The sequence below is a fragment of the Bacteroides cellulosilyticus genome, assembly GCF_020091405.1.
Taxonomy (GTDB): Bacteria; Bacteroidota; Bacteroidia; order Bacteroidales; family Bacteroidaceae; genus Bacteroides.
Genome location: NZ_CP081903.1, coordinates 3,802,424 through 3,817,505, shown reverse-complemented (window position 1 = coordinate 3,817,505; position 15,082 = coordinate 3,802,424). Strand labels below are relative to the sequence as shown.

Annotated in this window: 16 protein-coding genes and 1 pseudogene; 11 read left to right on the top strand and 6 right to left on the bottom strand. The window is 42.3% G+C overall.

The genetic code is table 11. From position 1 onward, the window contains the following. The first annotated feature begins 1 nt into the window (after position 1). From K6V21_RS13940 to K6V21_RS13920, 5 genes are all read left to right on the top strand, one after another. A complete protein-coding gene (locus tag K6V21_RS13940; protein ID WP_118423649.1) occupies positions 2-748 on the top strand; it encodes a GNAT family N-acetyltransferase in 747 nt (248 codons plus the stop codon). Positions 749-786: 38 nt separating this feature from the next. Beyond that, complete coding sequence (locus K6V21_RS13935) at positions 787-1,059, top strand: zinc ribbon domain-containing protein (protein ID WP_007666010.1); 273 nt, start codon at positions 787-789, stop codon at positions 1,057-1,059. A gap of 37 nt (positions 1,060-1,096) precedes the next feature. Continuing rightward, positions 1,097-1,651: a GrpB family protein gene (locus K6V21_RS13930; RefSeq protein WP_224318981.1), complete on the top strand. Its 555-nt coding sequence runs from the start codon at positions 1,097-1,099 to the stop codon at positions 1,649-1,651. A gap of 1 nt (position 1,652) precedes the next feature. Beyond that, positions 1,653-1,961 (top strand): nitrous oxide-stimulated promoter family protein, encoded by a 309-nt coding sequence (locus K6V21_RS13925; protein WP_224318980.1) that lies wholly within the window; start codon positions 1,653-1,655, stop codon positions 1,959-1,961. A gap of 346 nt (positions 1,962-2,307) precedes the next feature. Beyond that, complete coding sequence (locus tag K6V21_RS13920; protein ID WP_224318936.1) at positions 2,308-3,309, top strand: IS110 family transposase; 1,002 nt, start codon at positions 2,308-2,310, stop codon at positions 3,307-3,309. A 159-nt stretch (positions 3,310-3,468) separates the two neighbouring features. Here the strand turns inward: K6V21_RS13920 and K6V21_RS13915 are convergent, their stop codons facing one another. The 3 genes from K6V21_RS13915 to K6V21_RS13905 are packed head-to-tail and all read right to left on the bottom strand — an operon-like array spanning position 3,469 to position 5,500. After that, complete coding sequence (locus tag K6V21_RS13915) at positions 3,469-3,933, bottom strand: MaoC family dehydratase (RefSeq protein ID WP_007666016.1); 465 nt, start codon at positions 3,931-3,933, stop codon at positions 3,469-3,471. Positions 3,934-3,959: 26 nt separating this feature from the next. Further along, positions 3,960-4,730: an SDR family oxidoreductase gene (locus K6V21_RS13910; RefSeq protein WP_224318979.1), complete on the bottom strand. Its 771-nt coding sequence runs from the start codon at positions 4,728-4,730 to the stop codon at positions 3,960-3,962. Positions 4,731-4,753: 23 nt separating this feature from the next. Further along, the gene (locus K6V21_RS13905) at positions 4,754-5,500 is read right to left on the bottom strand and encodes an SGNH/GDSL hydrolase family protein (protein WP_217715865.1); all 747 of its coding nucleotides are present in this window, start codon (positions 5,498-5,500) and stop codon (positions 4,754-4,756) included. Positions 5,501-5,629: 129 nt separating this feature from the next. On the opposite strand from K6V21_RS13905, the gene K6V21_RS13900 reads away from it, so the two are divergent. The 5 genes from K6V21_RS13900 (at position 5,630) to K6V21_RS13880 (ending at position 9,927) form a co-directional block, all read left to right on the top strand. Continuing rightward, entirely contained in the window at positions 5,630-6,490 is an 861-nt protein-coding gene (locus K6V21_RS13900) for an ion transporter (protein WP_224318978.1), read from the top strand. A 97-nt stretch (positions 6,491-6,587) separates the two neighbouring features. Then, complete coding sequence (locus K6V21_RS13895; RefSeq protein WP_224318977.1) at positions 6,588-7,013, top strand: secondary thiamine-phosphate synthase enzyme YjbQ; 426 nt, start codon at positions 6,588-6,590, stop codon at positions 7,011-7,013. Between the two features lie 33 nt (positions 7,014-7,046). Further along, complete coding sequence (locus K6V21_RS13890) at positions 7,047-7,772, top strand: SDR family NAD(P)-dependent oxidoreductase (protein ID WP_224318976.1); 726 nt, start codon at positions 7,047-7,049, stop codon at positions 7,770-7,772. Between the two features lie 209 nt (positions 7,773-7,981). After that, on the top strand, positions 7,982-8,962 hold the full coding sequence (locus K6V21_RS13885) for a lytic transglycosylase domain-containing protein (protein ID WP_224318975.1): 981 nt from the start codon (positions 7,982-7,984) through the stop codon (positions 8,960-8,962). Between the two features lie 296 nt (positions 8,963-9,258). Then, positions 9,259-9,927: an MgtC/SapB family protein gene (locus K6V21_RS13880; protein ID WP_025832905.1), complete on the top strand. Its 669-nt coding sequence runs from the start codon at positions 9,259-9,261 to the stop codon at positions 9,925-9,927. 25 nt (positions 9,928-9,952) lie between these two features. Here the strand turns inward: K6V21_RS13880 and K6V21_RS13875 are convergent, their stop codons facing one another. Next, entirely contained in the window at positions 9,953-10,723 is a 771-nt protein-coding gene (locus K6V21_RS13875; protein ID WP_224318974.1) for a TIGR03915 family putative DNA repair protein, read from the bottom strand. Between the two features lie 60 nt (positions 10,724-10,783). Beyond that, positions 10,784-11,854 (bottom strand): annotated as a pseudogene (locus K6V21_RS13870) (putative DNA modification/repair radical SAM protein); the annotation flags it as partial. 61 nt (positions 11,855-11,915) lie between these two features. On the opposite strand from K6V21_RS13870, the gene K6V21_RS13865 reads away from it, so the two are divergent. Continuing rightward, positions 11,916-13,649 carry a recombinase family protein gene (locus tag K6V21_RS13865; RefSeq protein ID WP_224318973.1) on the top strand — a complete coding sequence of 578 codons (1,734 nt, stop codon included), beginning with the start codon at positions 11,916-11,918 and terminating at the stop codon, positions 13,647-13,649. Positions 13,650-14,069: 420 nt separating this feature from the next. On the opposite strand, the gene K6V21_RS13860 is transcribed toward K6V21_RS13865, so the two are convergent. Beyond that, a complete protein-coding gene (locus tag K6V21_RS13860) occupies positions 14,070-15,020 on the bottom strand; it encodes a leucine-rich repeat domain-containing protein (RefSeq protein WP_224318972.1) in 951 nt (316 codons plus the stop codon). Positions 15,021-15,082: the final 62 nt, after the last annotated feature.

Sequence of the window (15,082 nt, the reverse complement as noted above, 5' to 3'; positions counted from 1 at the left end):
TATGGAATTTATCACATTGAATCCAGATAATGTCATGAGCGAACATTTATGTTGCGCCATTTCTGATAAGAAGCACCAAACAGGTGTAAATGATAAGCGGAACTGGTTGTCCGAACGTGTAAAAGAAGGGCACGTCTTCCGCAAACTGGATGCACAAGGCAAGGTATTTATCGAGTATGCCCCGCTGGAAAAGGCGTGGGTGCCTGTGACGGGGGATAACTATCTGTATATCTACTGCCTGTGGGTGGCAGGCAGCTACAAGGGGAAAGGGTATGGAGAAGCCCTGTTGCAATCGTGCATTGACGATGCCAAGGCACAAGGGAAATCGGGTATCTGTGTGCTGTCTTCCAAAAAGAAGAAGCCTTTCTTGTCCGACAAGAAATTCATGCTGAAATATGGCTTCAAGGTAGTGGATAGCATTAATGACGAATACGAATTATTAGCTCTTTCCCTTGACGGCAGCCAACCGCAATTTACGGCGGATGCAAGGAAACAGACTATTGAGAATAAAGAGCTGACTATATATTACGGCGTGCAATGTCCTTACATTCCCAACTGCATCGAGCAAATCTATAATTATTGTGAGAATAATCAGGTGCCTTTGCAGTTGATAGAAGTCGACACGCTGGAGAAAGCCAAGCAACTGCCTTGCATCTTCAATAATTGGGCGGTATTCTATAACGGGAAGTTCGAGACTGTACATCTGCTGAATGAAGGATTGCTAAAGAAATTGCTGCAATTGAAATAAGAATACATATTTATAAAACTCTAAAATCAAGAACAATTATGGAAATGAAATTTTGCCAGAGCTGCGGAATGCCGCTGACATCCAATGAAGTTTGCGGAACAAATGCTGACGGTAGCCTCAGCGCAGACTACTGTACTTACTGTTATCAGAATGGAAAGTTCACTCAGGACTGCACCATGGACGAAATGATAGAACACTGTGCTCAGTTTGTTGAGGAATTCAACAAAGACTCGGAACAGAAAGTGACTAAAGAAGAGGCAATTGCCATGATGAAGCAAGAGTTTCCGAAGCTGAAACGCTGGCAGAATTAACCAACAGGAATATCTTTCTTAATCAACCATATCTGTTATGAAAGAACTGAATGATATGTCTGATGAAGAATTATGGACTCTCTTTCCAATTCTCCTGACGGAACATCAGGAGAATTGGAAAGACTTGTATATACAGGAAGAAGAACAACTCCGAGCCTTTGTCGGGGAAAGCATATTCCGCATCCGGCACATAGGGAGCACAGCCGTAAAAGGATTGATAGCCAAACCTACCATAGACATATTATTAGAGATAAAAGAAGATACCGACACCGAAGCCTTTATCAGAAAGATTGAAAGCATAGGGTATATCTATACATATCAGCCCGGTAAACCGGCACCGCACATGATGTTTATGAAAGGATATACCCCTCAGGGCTTCAAAGGTCAGGCTTACCACCTGCATGTGCGATATGCCGGCGATTGGGATGAACCCATATTCTGCCATTATCTTCAACTTCATCCGGAAGTTGCTCGCAAATACGGAGAATTAAAGGTGGAGTTGAAAAAGAGATATGAACATGACAGGGATACTTATACAGAAAGTAAAACGGAGTTTATCACAAGCATCGTTCAATTAGCCCGTAAAAGATAGTATGTCCCGCATCGAAAAGGAAAAGCAAACCGTAGAACAGATGATTCGCCTCTACTGCCGGAAGAAAGAGGGGAACGGAATACTGTGTCCGCAATGCAGGGAATTGTTGGAGTATGCGCAGACACGGCTTTCACGTTGTCCGTTCGGAGACGGGAAATCAACTTGTCGGATTTGTACCGTGCATTGCTATAAGCCGGAAATGAGGGAACGAATGAGAGTAGTGATGAGATGGGCAGGACCGAGAATGTTGCTCTATCATCCGGTGGCGGCTATCCGGCATTTGTGGCAGGAATATATTAGGAAGAAATAAGAAGGAGTATCAATTCATATCTGTGCAGAAATGAGTTTTCACCACAGAGTAACACAGAGTATCACGGAGTTCTATTCTTTTGATTTCAAATTGATTAAACTCTGTGAGACTCCTTTAGATTTGCATTACTAAAACTTAGGGTTGAAATATTACCTTTGTAGTTAATAAGAGTTAACCAAGGGAAGCGGGTGACCTATTGTGAGATCTAGGCAGAAGCCCTATACACAGAACTAGTCCTGCCTCCCTTTTCAGTTGAATCGTCCCAATTAGAATTTTAGGTCGTTGGCCTATTAAAGGATTTAGTGAGTTCAACCTATGGTTAACTTCAAATAAGTAATGCGAAGTTATGAAAAAGAAATGGTTTATTGGCATTGACATCAGTAAAAAAACACTTGATGTTGTTATTTACGATCCCGCAAAGAAACATGCGGATGAGACAAACTACAAGCAAGTCTCGAATAATAAAACGGGTTATCAAGCATTGTTTGCCTGGATGAAGCAGAAGCGTATTTCTCCTAAACAGACTGTCATCTGCTTGGAGAATACAGGCATTTACAGCTATGATTTATGTCTGTTTTTAGAGTCATGTAAACAAGATTACAGTTCTTTCACTCCTCTGGATTTAAAGCGTTCTCTGGGGCTTGTCCGTGGAAAGAATGACCGTGTGGATGCCGAGCGGATAGCTTACTACGGTTACTTGCATCGGGATGAATTGACCTATTCCAAACTTTCCGGCAGTGCTGTCCTTATCTTGCGTGACTTGTCGTCCGAAAGGAAACGCCTGGTTAAGCATCTGACTGAAAACAAGGGATTTATCACGGACAGAAAAGACCGGGAGTCCACCTCTACGAGCAGGCGGGCAGAAGAAATGGTTAAGATTCTGGAAAAACAAATTCAAAGCGTAGAAGATGAGATGCACGGGATTGTCAGCTCTGATCCGACTATGAACTTAAACTATCAGCTTCTTAACAGCATTAAAGGGATTGGTAGTGTTAATGCCATCAATACAATCATACATACTAATAATTTCAAGGCATTTGAAACCGCACGGCAATATGCCTGTTATCTGGGTATTGCCCCTTTTGAACATTCTTCAGGAACCAGTGTGAAAGGGAAAACAAGGGTATGTGCTACGGGAGCCAGACTATTGAAAGCGGATCTATCGCAGGCTGCAAGATCGGCCGTTGTATGGGATAAGGAACTCAAAGAGTATTATGAAAGGAAAAGAAAAGAGGGAAAAGAACATGGAGTAGTGCTGAATGCGGTAAAGTTTAAACTTGTGTGCAGAATGTTTGCAGTAGTCAGAAGAGGGACACCCTTTGTTGATTTAATCACGTATAAAGAATAAACGAGCAGGGAAGCATTACGCTCCACTACTCGTTTGGTTTTATTAACAGTGTTTTTAGACCGAATTATTTGCTCAGGTCTTAGAATTCTGTGTTACTCTGTGGTGAAAAGATTCATAACCGCTCAGATATAAGTCAATCCCAATAAAGAAAAGGATACCTCAATTGAAATAATACAAGAACACTGCAATCCCCTCAAGCGCTTTCTTAGGCTGATCCTTTATTTCAATTGTAAACTTAATCTCTGCTTTCGCCACACCACGCAGATTTGCCAGCGAATGTAACTTCGCCACCAGACGCACGCTTTGTCCCGACAACACCGCCTGCCCGAACTTCATCTGCTCCATACCGTAATTAACCATCATCTTCAGGTTGTTTACCTCAATAATCTGGTTCCACAAATGCGGAAGCATAGACAAAGTGAGATAACCGTGCGCAATGGTAGTCTTGAAGTGACTTTCTGTTTTTGCACGTTCCGTGTCTACATGTATCCATTGATGGTCCAACGTAGCATCTGCAAACATATTGATGCGCTCTTGCGAAAGTTCTACATAATCAGAAACGCCAATCTGCTGGCCTACCAGCTTTTCAAATTCCTCGTACGAGTTGATAATTACTTTTTCCATTATTCTCTTTTTATATTTAATAGTTTCTACGGTTGATAATCCCAACCATAATCATTATGATAAATCATTAGTTTACTCATGCCTCCGTCAATCGTAATGTTCTCCCCGTTGATAAAGGAGTTCCGTTCGTCACAAAGGAAAAGAACTGCACGGGCTATATCAGCCGGTTCTCCTACCCTTTGCGAGGGATGCTGCATGATGTCTCCTTCCGTATATGCCGGCACATAATCCTCTTCATGATAGCTTCCCGTATCAATCCAACCGGGAGCAATAGAATTCACACGGGCAACTCCCGAAAGACTGACCGCAAGCGCATGAGTCAGAGCCGTTATTCCACCTTTGGCTGCCGTATAACTTTCCGTATTGACCTGCGACTGGAAAGCACGAGTAGAAGATATATTCACGATGGCTCCTGCACCACTGAAGTAGTCTTTAAAAGACAGAGCCAGGAAATAAGGAGCCACTACTCCCACACGTTGCACATACAGGAAGTCTTCATACGAACAGTTGCTCAATATACCTCCATTTGTCAGGCAAGCATTATTTATCAGACAGTCGATCTGATCTTCTATGGATAAGACAAAGTCTACAAAATCCCGCAGCGTCTGTTCCTCGGCAATATCTCCGACAAAGCCTGTTACCGAAAGCCCTCTTTCCGACATCTTTCCTTCCGCCAGTTCCACCGCCTCGGGTGTCTTATCAATGAAATACACCGTATATCCCGATTCCGCAAACATCTCGACAATGCAACGACCGATACCGGCGGCTCCACCTGTTACTACACATACTTTATTCATACGCTCATTATTTTTTAGAGGAATTACAGCTTTACACATTCTATCCAAAGGTCTGCCATACGCTTGTGCCCGGCGGGAGTAGGATGAATTCCATCCCATATCCAATATGTATCTTTAGATGTTGGAATTGTTTTCAATATTTCATCGAACATCTTGTTGAAAGGAAGATAAACAGCTTTATAATCCTTCGCTACGCGTTTCGCGATCTCCGCACAACGACGTACCAGACTATCACGTTCTGCAAAATCAGCGCTCTTACGCATATTTCCGGTATTCGCCACAAAAGGGGCGCCCAATACGATCTTTAAATTAGGATTAGCTTGCAAAGAGCGATCCAACAACGAACGGTAACGCTTTTCCCAAGTCGCAAAATCGAAAGGCTTTTTCTTGTCACTCTGCAAATAGAAATGTATATCGTTCGTTCCGACCAGAACGGACAGAACATCCGGTTTCATATCAATCACATCCGCCTCCCAACGCTTTTCCAGGTCTTCCAATGTGTTTCCACTGATGCCACGATTGAAAAATTCATATTCTTTTTCCGGATAATTGCCCTGATAATAAGTAGCGCACAAATACATGTATCCACTGCCGTAGATATGGTTCATGTCCCAAAGCGTACGCTGGGAAGAAGACTTGGCGGTTCCGCAACTGTTTCCCCAGTTACCGTCCGTTATAGAGTCTCCGATGAACAAGACACGCTGTCCACCGGCAACAGCTGACAGGGCTATGAACAAAATCCCGATGGCAAAGGTTATTATTCTTTTCATGGTTGTTTACTTTTAAATCGTGAAAACAGGTAACAAATATACTCCATATTCCAGCAAGTTACAAAAAGTCAAGTACCCTTTTTCTTATTCGGAAAGGTTTTCCTACTTTTGTGACAAACATTACGAAACATGAAACTGAAAGATAAATTCACAGAACTGATGCATAATCAGGCTTTGAAGCGAAAACTATATGTCATCATATTCGAAGCTGACACACCTGCCGGGAAGCTATTCGATGTTACCCTGATCTGGTGCATATTGCTTAGCGTAGGACTTGTTATCCTGGAAAGCCTGCAAGGATTACCGGTATGGCTGAAAACTCCATTCATTGTTATGGAGTATTTACTGACCGCTTTCTTTACTTTCGAATATATCACCCGGTTGTATTGTTCGCCTAAACCTTCCAAATATGCTTTCAGTGCTTTCGGTATCATTGACTTGCTGGCTACACTACCTCTTTATCTTGCTTTCCTGTTTCCCGGAGCACGCTATCTGCTTATTATACGGGCCTTCCGCCTGATACGGATATTCCGCGTTTTCAAGCTATTCAACTTCTGGATAGAGGGGCAAATGCTACTGACAGCACTACGAGACAGTAGCAAGAAAATCGCAGTTTTCTTTATGTTTGTGGTTATTCTGGTGATATCTATCGGAACACTGATGTACATGATTGAAGGAGGAAAACCCAATACACAGTTCAGCAATATTCCCAACAGTATTTATTGGGCCTGCGTCACCCTTACCACCGTAGGTTACGGAGATATAACTCCTGTCACCGCCCTGGGGAAATTCCTTTCGGGTTGTGTCATGCTGACAGGTTACACGATTATTGCAGTACCCACCGGAATTGTCTCCGTGTCGCTGATGAAAAGACATGAAAAGAATGTGGCAAGAGAGTGTCCCAACTGTCACAGGCGAGGACACGATGAGGGTGCACAATATTGCAAGTATTGCGGTTCATCACTCAATGAAATGAAGAATGAGAAATGAAGAATGAAGAATCTAGCTGCGCTATAAAAGTACTCCGAAAGGAAATTCTTCATTCTTCATTCTTCATCCTTAATTCTTAATTTAAACAATATATAAAATGGAACAAAGTTTTGTTACTCAAAGAGAATTTACCCTACGTCCCCGTACACGTGGTTTTCACCTGATAACGGATGAAATAATACGTAATCTGCCCCGATTGCCGCAAGCCGGAATCTTACATCTGTTCATCAAGCATACCAGTGCCGGGCTTAGCATCAATGAAAATGCTGATCCGGATGTCCAGACTGATATGGAGGCCATCTTCAACCACCTGGTGAAAGAACGGGAACCCTACTATATGCATACCTGCGAAGGAGATGACGACATGCCCGCCCATGCCAAATCGACCCTGACAGGTAATAGTCTGAGCATACCTATCACTGACGGCAGACTGAATATGGGTATCTGGCAAGGTATATACCTCTGTGAATTCCGCAATCGTGGCGGTGGAAGAAAAATAGTAGCAACCGTCATCGGACAATAGAATATATGAAAACTAACTACTAATACAGCAATAATGAAACGAGCCATTATCATAGGAGCCACCTCCGGCATAGGAGAAGAAGTAGCCCGGCTGCTGGTTCAGCAAGGCTGGCACATCGGCATTGCCGGAAGACGGGAAGAGGCCTTGAAGAACCTGCAAGCCACCGCCCTCAGGCAAATAGAAATCCAACGACTGGACGTGACGGAAACAGACGCCCCCACCCAACTGGAAACCCTTATCCGGAAGCTGGGAGGCATGGATCTGTTCTTCCTGAGCTCCGGCATCGGCAGTCAGAACCCTGACCTGCTGCCCGAAATAGAACTGAACACCGCCCGCACCAATGTGGAAGGTTTTACCCGTATGGTAACCTCCGCCTTCAATTACTTCAAAGCACGGGGCGAAGGACATATTGCCGTCATCAGCTCCATTGCAGGCACCAAGGGATTGGGCATTGCCCCGGCTTACTCCGCAACAAAACGTTTCCAGAACACCTATATCGACGCCCTGGCACAACTCGCCCGGATGCAACACCTGAATATTCACTTCACGGATATACGGCCGGGTTTTGTAGCCACCGACCTGTTGAAAAGCGGTAAATTCCCCATGCTGATGCAAGCCGGACAAGTAGCGACGAGCATCGTCCGCGCACTGAACCGAAAGCAACGGGTAGTTGTTATAGATGGCAGATATCGGGTGCTCGTCTTCTTTTGGAGGATGATACCCCGGTGGCTATGGGAAAGATTACCTATAAGGAACTGAGCATACTTAGTATCGTTAAAAAAATAACTTAGTACATGTTAGTAGTTAGTAGAATAGTCCTGTTTATAGAGGTAGTTCTAATTCGAAGTATCTCCTACTTACTACTTTACTACTTGCTACTAACTACTTATTTATAAAGAGCTCCGATTCCTTGCCCCATTCCCGCAAATATCGTATATTCGACCTCCAAATTAAACTACATTCCGAAAATGAAAAAGAACTCTATACACATCCTGATAGTCGCCTCAGTTGCCCTGTGTGCAGGCGCCGCACTCCCTTTCCTGCTGGGACATAGTACGCTGGACCCTGAACAGCAATCCGTTAAATCCGAAGTTCCCTATTGCGTCACCTCCCCTTCCGTACCGGATAAAATCAGCTTTGCCGGACAGGAAATTGATCTGACGCGTTACGACCACCGCGAGCGCATGGACCGCGAACAGATGTCGTTCACCTACATGCACTCCACCACCATGCTGACTATCAAGCGTGCGAACCGCTTCTTTCCCATCATCGAACCGATACTGAAAGAAAACGGTGTGCCCGATGACTTCAAATATCTTGCCGTCATAGAAAGTAACCTGAACACCCTTGCCCGCAGTCCGGCAGGAGCCGCCGGAATGTGGCAGTTCATGCAGACCACCGGACGCGAATTCGGCCTTGAAGTCAACCCCAGCGTTGATGAACGTTATCATGTGGAAAAAGCAACCCGCGCGGCATGCAAGTATCTGAAAGATGCTTACCAGAGATACGGCAACTGGCTTTGTGTAGCTGCCGCCTACAATGGCGGACAGGGACGCATTTCTTCCGAACTGAGAAAGCAACTCGTAGACCAGGCCGTAGACCTCTGGCTGGTTGAGGAGACTTCCCGCTATATGTTCCGCCTGCTTGCCGCCAAAGCCGTCATCAGTAATCCGCAACGCTACGGCTTCCTGCTGAAACGGGAACAGCTTTATCCGGCCATTCCTTATACGGAGGTCACCGTTAATACGGGTATCGACAACCTGGCGCAGTTTGCCCGAAACAAGGGCGTCACCTATGCCCAACTGAAGGACGCCAATCCCTGGTTGCGCGACACCTCCCTGCAAAATAAAAGCGGGCGTACATACGTTCTTAAAATACCGACACAGGCGGGAATGCATTACGACCCGAAGCGGACGGTACCCCATAATAAGAATTGGGTGATTAATTGATGTAAGGAATTAACACCATTCCGGCATCGGTTCTTCCACCGCCTGCGCAAGGAGTGAAAACTGCGTGCGCACGGAGTTAAAAATGGAAGCGCAAGGAGTTGAAAATGGAAGCGCAAGGAGTTTTAACGGGAAGCGCACGCAGTTTTTGCTCCGTGCGTACGGCTCAAAAAGTGCCCTACAAGGCATTCTGAAGGGCATCCGCCGAAACGGATTTCCTAAACAAGCACAGAGTTCCCCTCAAAAAAGGGAGCATATCCGGAATCAACGACTGTAAACAAAAATAACAAAGAAAGAATATGGCATTAAATTTTGATTTCGTACTCAGACTATTAGTTGCCGGCATTCTGGGTGCCATCATCGGGCTGGACCGTGAATACCGTGCCAAAGAAGCGGGATATCGCACTCATTTCCTGGTATCATTGGGCAGTGCCCTCATCATGATTGTTTCCCAATACGGCTTTCAGGACATCATCAAGGAAAACAGCGTATCGCTGGACCCAAGCCGTGTGGCGGCACAGGTAGTCAGCGGCATCGGTTTTATCGGTGCAGGCACCATCATCCTGCAAAAACAGATTGTACGTGGACTGACCACTGCGGCAGGAATATGGGCCACCGCGGGCATCGGTCTGGCCGTCGGTGCCGGAATGTATGTAATAGGTATAGCCGCTACCCTGCTCACTCTGGCGGGATTGGAGCTTCTCAGCATCCTGTTCAAAAGTGTAGGAATGAAAAGTTCCATGATAACCTTCTCCACTCCAAACAAGGACATCCTCAAAGAAGTTTCCGACCGGTTCAAATCCCGGAATTATATGCTGGTCTCCTACAAAATGGAAAGGCTCGGCTTCGGAGAAACGGAGAGATATATCGTGACTATGGTCATCAAATCCAAGCGGAGCAATGACGAAGGACACATGCTGTCGCTGATGCAGGAATGGCCGGACGTGACGGTGGAACAGATAGAATAGCTGCCGCATAGGATAGCTGCTGCCGTTATTGCTTCTCCGTCATGTGTTTCCAATAACGTACTGGCATATCTTGTTTATGTTTCCGCGGATTTAGCCGTTCTTTGATGCAGATGGCTTTAAAGTACGTCTTCCAGAGTTGCTGAAAGAGTTTTTCGTCCTTGTCCATCAGGCTTTCGTCCAGCATACCGGTAACGAGATGCCCCTCACGCGAACCTTCTTCAAATGTAACCTGACGTACTTCTTTCAAATCATAATAGAATCCGTAAGCCCGCTTGATGTCATATATCAGCCAGGGCTGGTCGGCAAAACGGTCTTTAAAGTGGTCGATGGCCAAAGGGAGGGCATTCTTTTCCGGTTCCACGGCAGCAAAGAAAGTGCCGTCGGCAGCTTTCTGAAAACGGATAAACTGGAGCATACGAAGACGTTCCCAATCCACCCGCTTCCACATACGTGAAAATTCCAGCACATCAGGGTCGGCAAAGTTCGTCTCAATGGAACGGGGAGCATCTACCGCCTTGCGGATATAGCGGAACAGCAACATCGGCGTTTCGGCTTCTTCCGCCAGCCAACACTGGGCAAGGCACGACAAAGCACCGGAAGAAAGTTTCTTTTGCAGGCCGCGCCACACGCGCTTCGCCTTTTCTTCTTCGGTGATTACTGTGAAGACTTCATCGTGAAACAGGGGCAACGGCTCTCCTTCCGGAAACAATGCGTCAGGAAAAACACGACGGGAATAGGCTTCAAAAACGGAAGTCAGCAAGCCTTCGAAAGTATTATCAAAAACAAATATAATCATGGCTGTTCTTTATTTGAACCGTATCTCTGTACCTCTACTCTGTGTTCAAATCACATATCATTAATCCTGAAAGTCGAGCAACAACTGCCTTTCATCCACTTTCTTCTTGTTCGGTTTTGTAATCAGCAAACTGCGCACGGCCTGCGGGGTCATTTCGTTCACCGTTTTCATGGGGAGTTCATGGCAAGTAATAAAGTACTGCGCTTTCTTCATGACCACCCCTATCTTCTTCAACTCATAGAAACCTAACTTAGAAAAACGGCGGGATGCCACAATCAGCCTTGCCGACTTTACTCCGACACCCGGAATACGCAACAGCATCTCATAATCCGCCCGATTAATATCTACCGGAAACTGCTCCGGGTGGCGCAAAGCCCATGACAACTTAGGGTCAATCTCCAAATCCAGGTCAGGATATGCATCATCCACAATTTCCTCCACTTTGAACTGATAAAAGCGCATCAGCCAATCTGCCTGATAAAGGCGGTTTTCGCGCACCAGCGGTGGCTGCTTCAAAGCCGGTAAACGCGTATCATATGTATTCACAGAGATATAACCGGAATAATAAACACGTCTCATTGTAGGTCCTTTGTAAAGAGCGGATGAGAGATACAGAATATCCTTGTCCGACTCTGCCGTAGCCCCTACAATCATCTGCGTGCTCTGTCCGGCAGGGGCAAAACGTGGTGCATGGCGGTGTTTCTTCCGTTCTTCCGAACTCTCCAGAACACCTTGCTGAATATAGCGCATCGGCGCATATACACTCTTATGGTCCTTCTCCGGAGCAAGAAGTTTCAGATTCTCTTCTTTCGGTATTTCTACATTGACGCTGAGGCGGTCGGCGTATAGCCCCGCTTCATTCACCAGTTCACGGCTGGCGCCGGGAATACTTTTCAGATGGATATAGCCATTGAAACGATGGATGGTACGCAAGTCTTTTGCCACGCGCACCAAGCGTTCCATTGTATAATCAGGATTTCGCACCACTCCGCTGCTGAGGAACAATCCCTCTATATAGTTACGGCGATAGAACTCCATCGTCAAATCGACAAGCTCACTCACCGTAAGCGTGGCACGGGGCAAATCGTTGGAGCGACGGTTGATGCAATAGGCACAATCATAAATGCAAATATCAATAACTATTGTATTTATTGATTAAATACATTATATTTGCATCAAAATATTATACTATATGGAACGAAAAGCAGCTATTTATTTAAGGGTATCTACTACAGACCAAAATTATGAACGCCAACGTGATGAATTAGAGGCTACGGTAAAGTATGAAGGCTATAGACTCGTAAAGGTATATGAAGAAAAAAAATCGGCTGTTCTTGATATGGATACTAGAGAAGAATTAACTAAAATGCGTCAATTAAGTAAAGCTGACGTAGATGCCATATTCTTTTGGGATGTAACTAGACTTAGTAGAAAGTCTATAGATTTCATTACGCTAGTGGAAGAATTTAGCAATAAGGGTATATGTTTACATTTTAAGAACGAAAGATTAACTACTTTACAAGATAATGGAGAAATGCACCCAATGGCTAAATTACAGTTATATATACTAGGTGTATTTGCACAAATGGATGCGGAAAATCTAAAAGCCAAATTTAAGTCTGGAAAAGAGAGGAGTTTAGCTATAGGTAATGCCTATACTGCTAATGCCCCTTATGGATATAAACTAGAAAATAAGAAACTGTATATAAATGAAAAAGAAGCCACAATAGTAAGGACATTCTTCGATTGGTATCTTGAAGGCAAACCATTAAGAGAAATAGAATCATTACTTAATTCCAAGAATATACCTACTAGAAAAGGTGAATTATGGAGTAAGGCTATGATTATAAAAATGATTAAAAATCCAGTTTATAAAGGTGAACCAATTTATAAGAATAGAAATAAAGATGGTGAGGTAATCAAAGAAAGAACTTTTAATGCACCTATAATTATAGAGCCTGCCAAATGGGAACTTGCTCAAATTCAGAAAGAAAAGAATAAAACGTATGCAGATAAAGGTCGTACTAGAAAAGCCTTATTAAGAGGTTTATTAGTCTGTGGAAATTGCGAAAAGCCTTATAATGTAGTATTAACTGGTGCAGGCTTTATTAATTATGCTTGTAGCGATAATAGAGCTTCGATTAATACTAAAGTAGGTTGTACTAATGGCGGTATTAGTGCTGGTTACTTAGACTATATTTGTTGGGAAACTATAAAAGGCATCTATTTATACCAAAATTTTAGACAAAAGTTTCAAGAAGAGAAAGCTAAAAACATAGCTTTATTAGATGAAAATAACGCTCAAATCAAAAACTATATAGATAATATATTTAAACTTGAAAAACAAAAGGACAGAGTACGAGAAGGATATAGAAAAGGAATATATGATGATGTTTCTGCCGCAAAAGATATTAGCATATTAACAATGGAAATTGAACAAAATAAATCGTTTATAAAGAAGATAGACGGAGAAAATGAATTATTAAAGAACAAAATAAATCAAAGCCTAGAGCATTATAAAATAGTAGATAAGCAACCCATTTATGAAGAAAAGTTAGCTATAGTAAAAGATTTGATAGAAATTATAAGAATTTACTCTTATGGAATGTATAAGAGAACAATAAAACTAGATTTAAAAATGGGATTGTCATTTAATATTTTATACAATAGCAATCATGCTATTAGTAGCTATGCTGTTATAGATGATAATATAGCTACTTTTAATAAAAAAAATATAAGAATATTACCTAATTCATTAGCTGACAGAATATCTGATTTTACTGTAACAAGTAATAACAATGAAATGTTTGGTGAAGAAGTTTTTGGAGGATATAGCTTTGATGAACTTTGGAATATCTGCAAAAGCTATAAGTTACTAAAACCACTTCCTGAATTAAAAGAAGAAGATAAGTATAAGCAAAAATAATAACCCTATAATATACTTAGTATTATTATAGTACCTAGTAAAGTATTACTGGTATAAGTAGTACATTATATGGCAGTATAGTAGTGAATACTATATTACTGCTACTACTTCATTACTAGTATTAGTTATAGAAGTACACCTATTTTAAATTTATAACAGAAGTAGTACCTATATTTTGGTAATGTTTCAGAAAGCATATATCATTGTATATGTGAAACTTTAAATTTTATAGCTATGAAAAAATTAATAAAGAAACCTATTGGTAACAGAGAAATAATGCGGAACTATTTCTCTACTATCGGACTTACTCCTACGGTAAAGTCTAAAAGATGATGTTAATAATTAAGTGTTCAGAACTGAAAAAAGCGATATTTGGTATTGTGCCAAGTATCGCTTTTTTGTTTATCCTAAGTTATCAATCTACTCTTCTACTATTTTTTTAAATTCACTCCATGGGTATGTGTTTTTATAACTATCCATGCTTCCTTTGGGTATATAAAGTATATCAGTAACCGTAAAAAAGTAATTATAAAAATTATAGTCTTGCTCACGTGGTTCTGGAGCTGTAGTGGCTAAACAACGCACAGAAGATAATTTTTCACACCCCTCAAATGCTCCTTTATATATGCGTTTTATGCTACTTGGTATTGTGATAGTTGATAATGATTTACAATTAGCAAAAGCCCCTCCAAGTAATGCCGTAAATTTTTCGTTTTGAGGTAAGACCACAGAAGTCAAATTTGTGCAACCTTCAAAACAATTTCCAATATCCTCAACAGAATTAGGTACTGTAAATGAAGTGAGGCTAGTGCAACCAGCAAAGGCTGCCTGCATATATTTTACACCGTTGGAAATGTTAATCTTAGTAAGATTGGTACAGCCAGAAAAAGCTCCTGCTATGCTTATTACACTATTAGGAATATTAACAGAAGTAAGACTGCTGCAATTGCCAAAGGCTCCGCTTCTTATATATAGTACACTATTAGGTATAACTACATTGTTGAGATTTGTACAGTCTCTAAACGCATCATCACCAATAGTTTCTACTGTATTTGGAATTGAGACAGAAGTTATTTTAGTACAGTTATTCATTGCGTAGTAAATAGCGATTACTGGGTATGAGGTCTTAGTTCCTTCATAGTACACTTCTTTTGGTATTTCTATATGTCCTGCTAAATTCGGATTGGCACTCTCTAATATAGCCCCTTCATTGGTTATGGTAAATGCCATATTATTTGTAATAACATCATAATCTTCTGGATTCCATTGAGTATATTCTTCATCTTCTTCATCATCACTACTGCAAGAAGCAAAGTTTACGCTAACAAGGATAGCTATTAAAGCCATTCCGATTAATCTAAATGTTTTCATGTCTATTTGATATTTAATTTGTTTAAATTTATTTATTGCTGCAATAATTTTGAAACGATTAA

Coding starts and splice junctions, on each gene's coding strand:
- K6V21_RS13940 (WP_118423649.1), top strand. CDS start 2: ATGGAATTTATCACATTGAATCCAGATAATGTCATGAGCGAACATTTA.
- K6V21_RS13935 (WP_007666010.1), top strand. CDS start 787: ATGGAAATGAAATTTTGCCAGAGCTGCGGAATGCCGCTGACATCCAAT.
- K6V21_RS13930 (WP_224318981.1), top strand. CDS start 1,097: ATGAAAGAACTGAATGATATGTCTGATGAAGAATTATGGACTCTCTTT.
- K6V21_RS13925 (WP_224318980.1), top strand. CDS start 1,653: ATGTCCCGCATCGAAAAGGAAAAGCAAACCGTAGAACAGATGATTCGC.
- K6V21_RS13920 (WP_224318936.1), top strand. CDS start 2,308: ATGAAAAAGAAATGGTTTATTGGCATTGACATCAGTAAAAAAACACTT.
- K6V21_RS13915 (WP_007666016.1), bottom strand. CDS start 3,933: ATGGAAAAAGTAATTATCAACTCGTACGAGGAATTTGAAAAGCTGGTA.
- K6V21_RS13910 (WP_224318979.1), bottom strand. CDS start 4,730: ATGAATAAAGTATGTGTAGTAACAGGTGGAGCCGCCGGTATCGGTCGT.
- K6V21_RS13905 (WP_217715865.1), bottom strand. CDS start 5,500: ATGAAAAGAATAATAACCTTTGCCATCGGGATTTTGTTCATAGCCCTG.
- K6V21_RS13900 (WP_224318978.1), top strand. CDS start 5,630: ATGAAACTGAAAGATAAATTCACAGAACTGATGCATAATCAGGCTTTG.
- K6V21_RS13895 (WP_224318977.1), top strand. CDS start 6,588: ATGGAACAAAGTTTTGTTACTCAAAGAGAATTTACCCTACGTCCCCGT.
- K6V21_RS13890 (WP_224318976.1), top strand. CDS start 7,047: ATGAAACGAGCCATTATCATAGGAGCCACCTCCGGCATAGGAGAAGAA.
- K6V21_RS13885 (WP_224318975.1), top strand. CDS start 7,982: ATGAAAAAGAACTCTATACACATCCTGATAGTCGCCTCAGTTGCCCTG.
- K6V21_RS13880 (WP_025832905.1), top strand. CDS start 9,259: ATGGCATTAAATTTTGATTTCGTACTCAGACTATTAGTTGCCGGCATT.
- K6V21_RS13875 (WP_224318974.1), bottom strand. CDS start 10,723: ATGATTATATTTGTTTTTGATAATACTTTCGAAGGCTTGCTGACTTCC.
- K6V21_RS13865 (WP_224318973.1), top strand. CDS start 11,916: ATGGAACGAAAAGCAGCTATTTATTTAAGGGTATCTACTACAGACCAA.
- K6V21_RS13860 (WP_224318972.1), bottom strand. CDS start 15,020: ATGAAAACATTTAGATTAATCGGAATGGCTTTAATAGCTATCCTTGTT.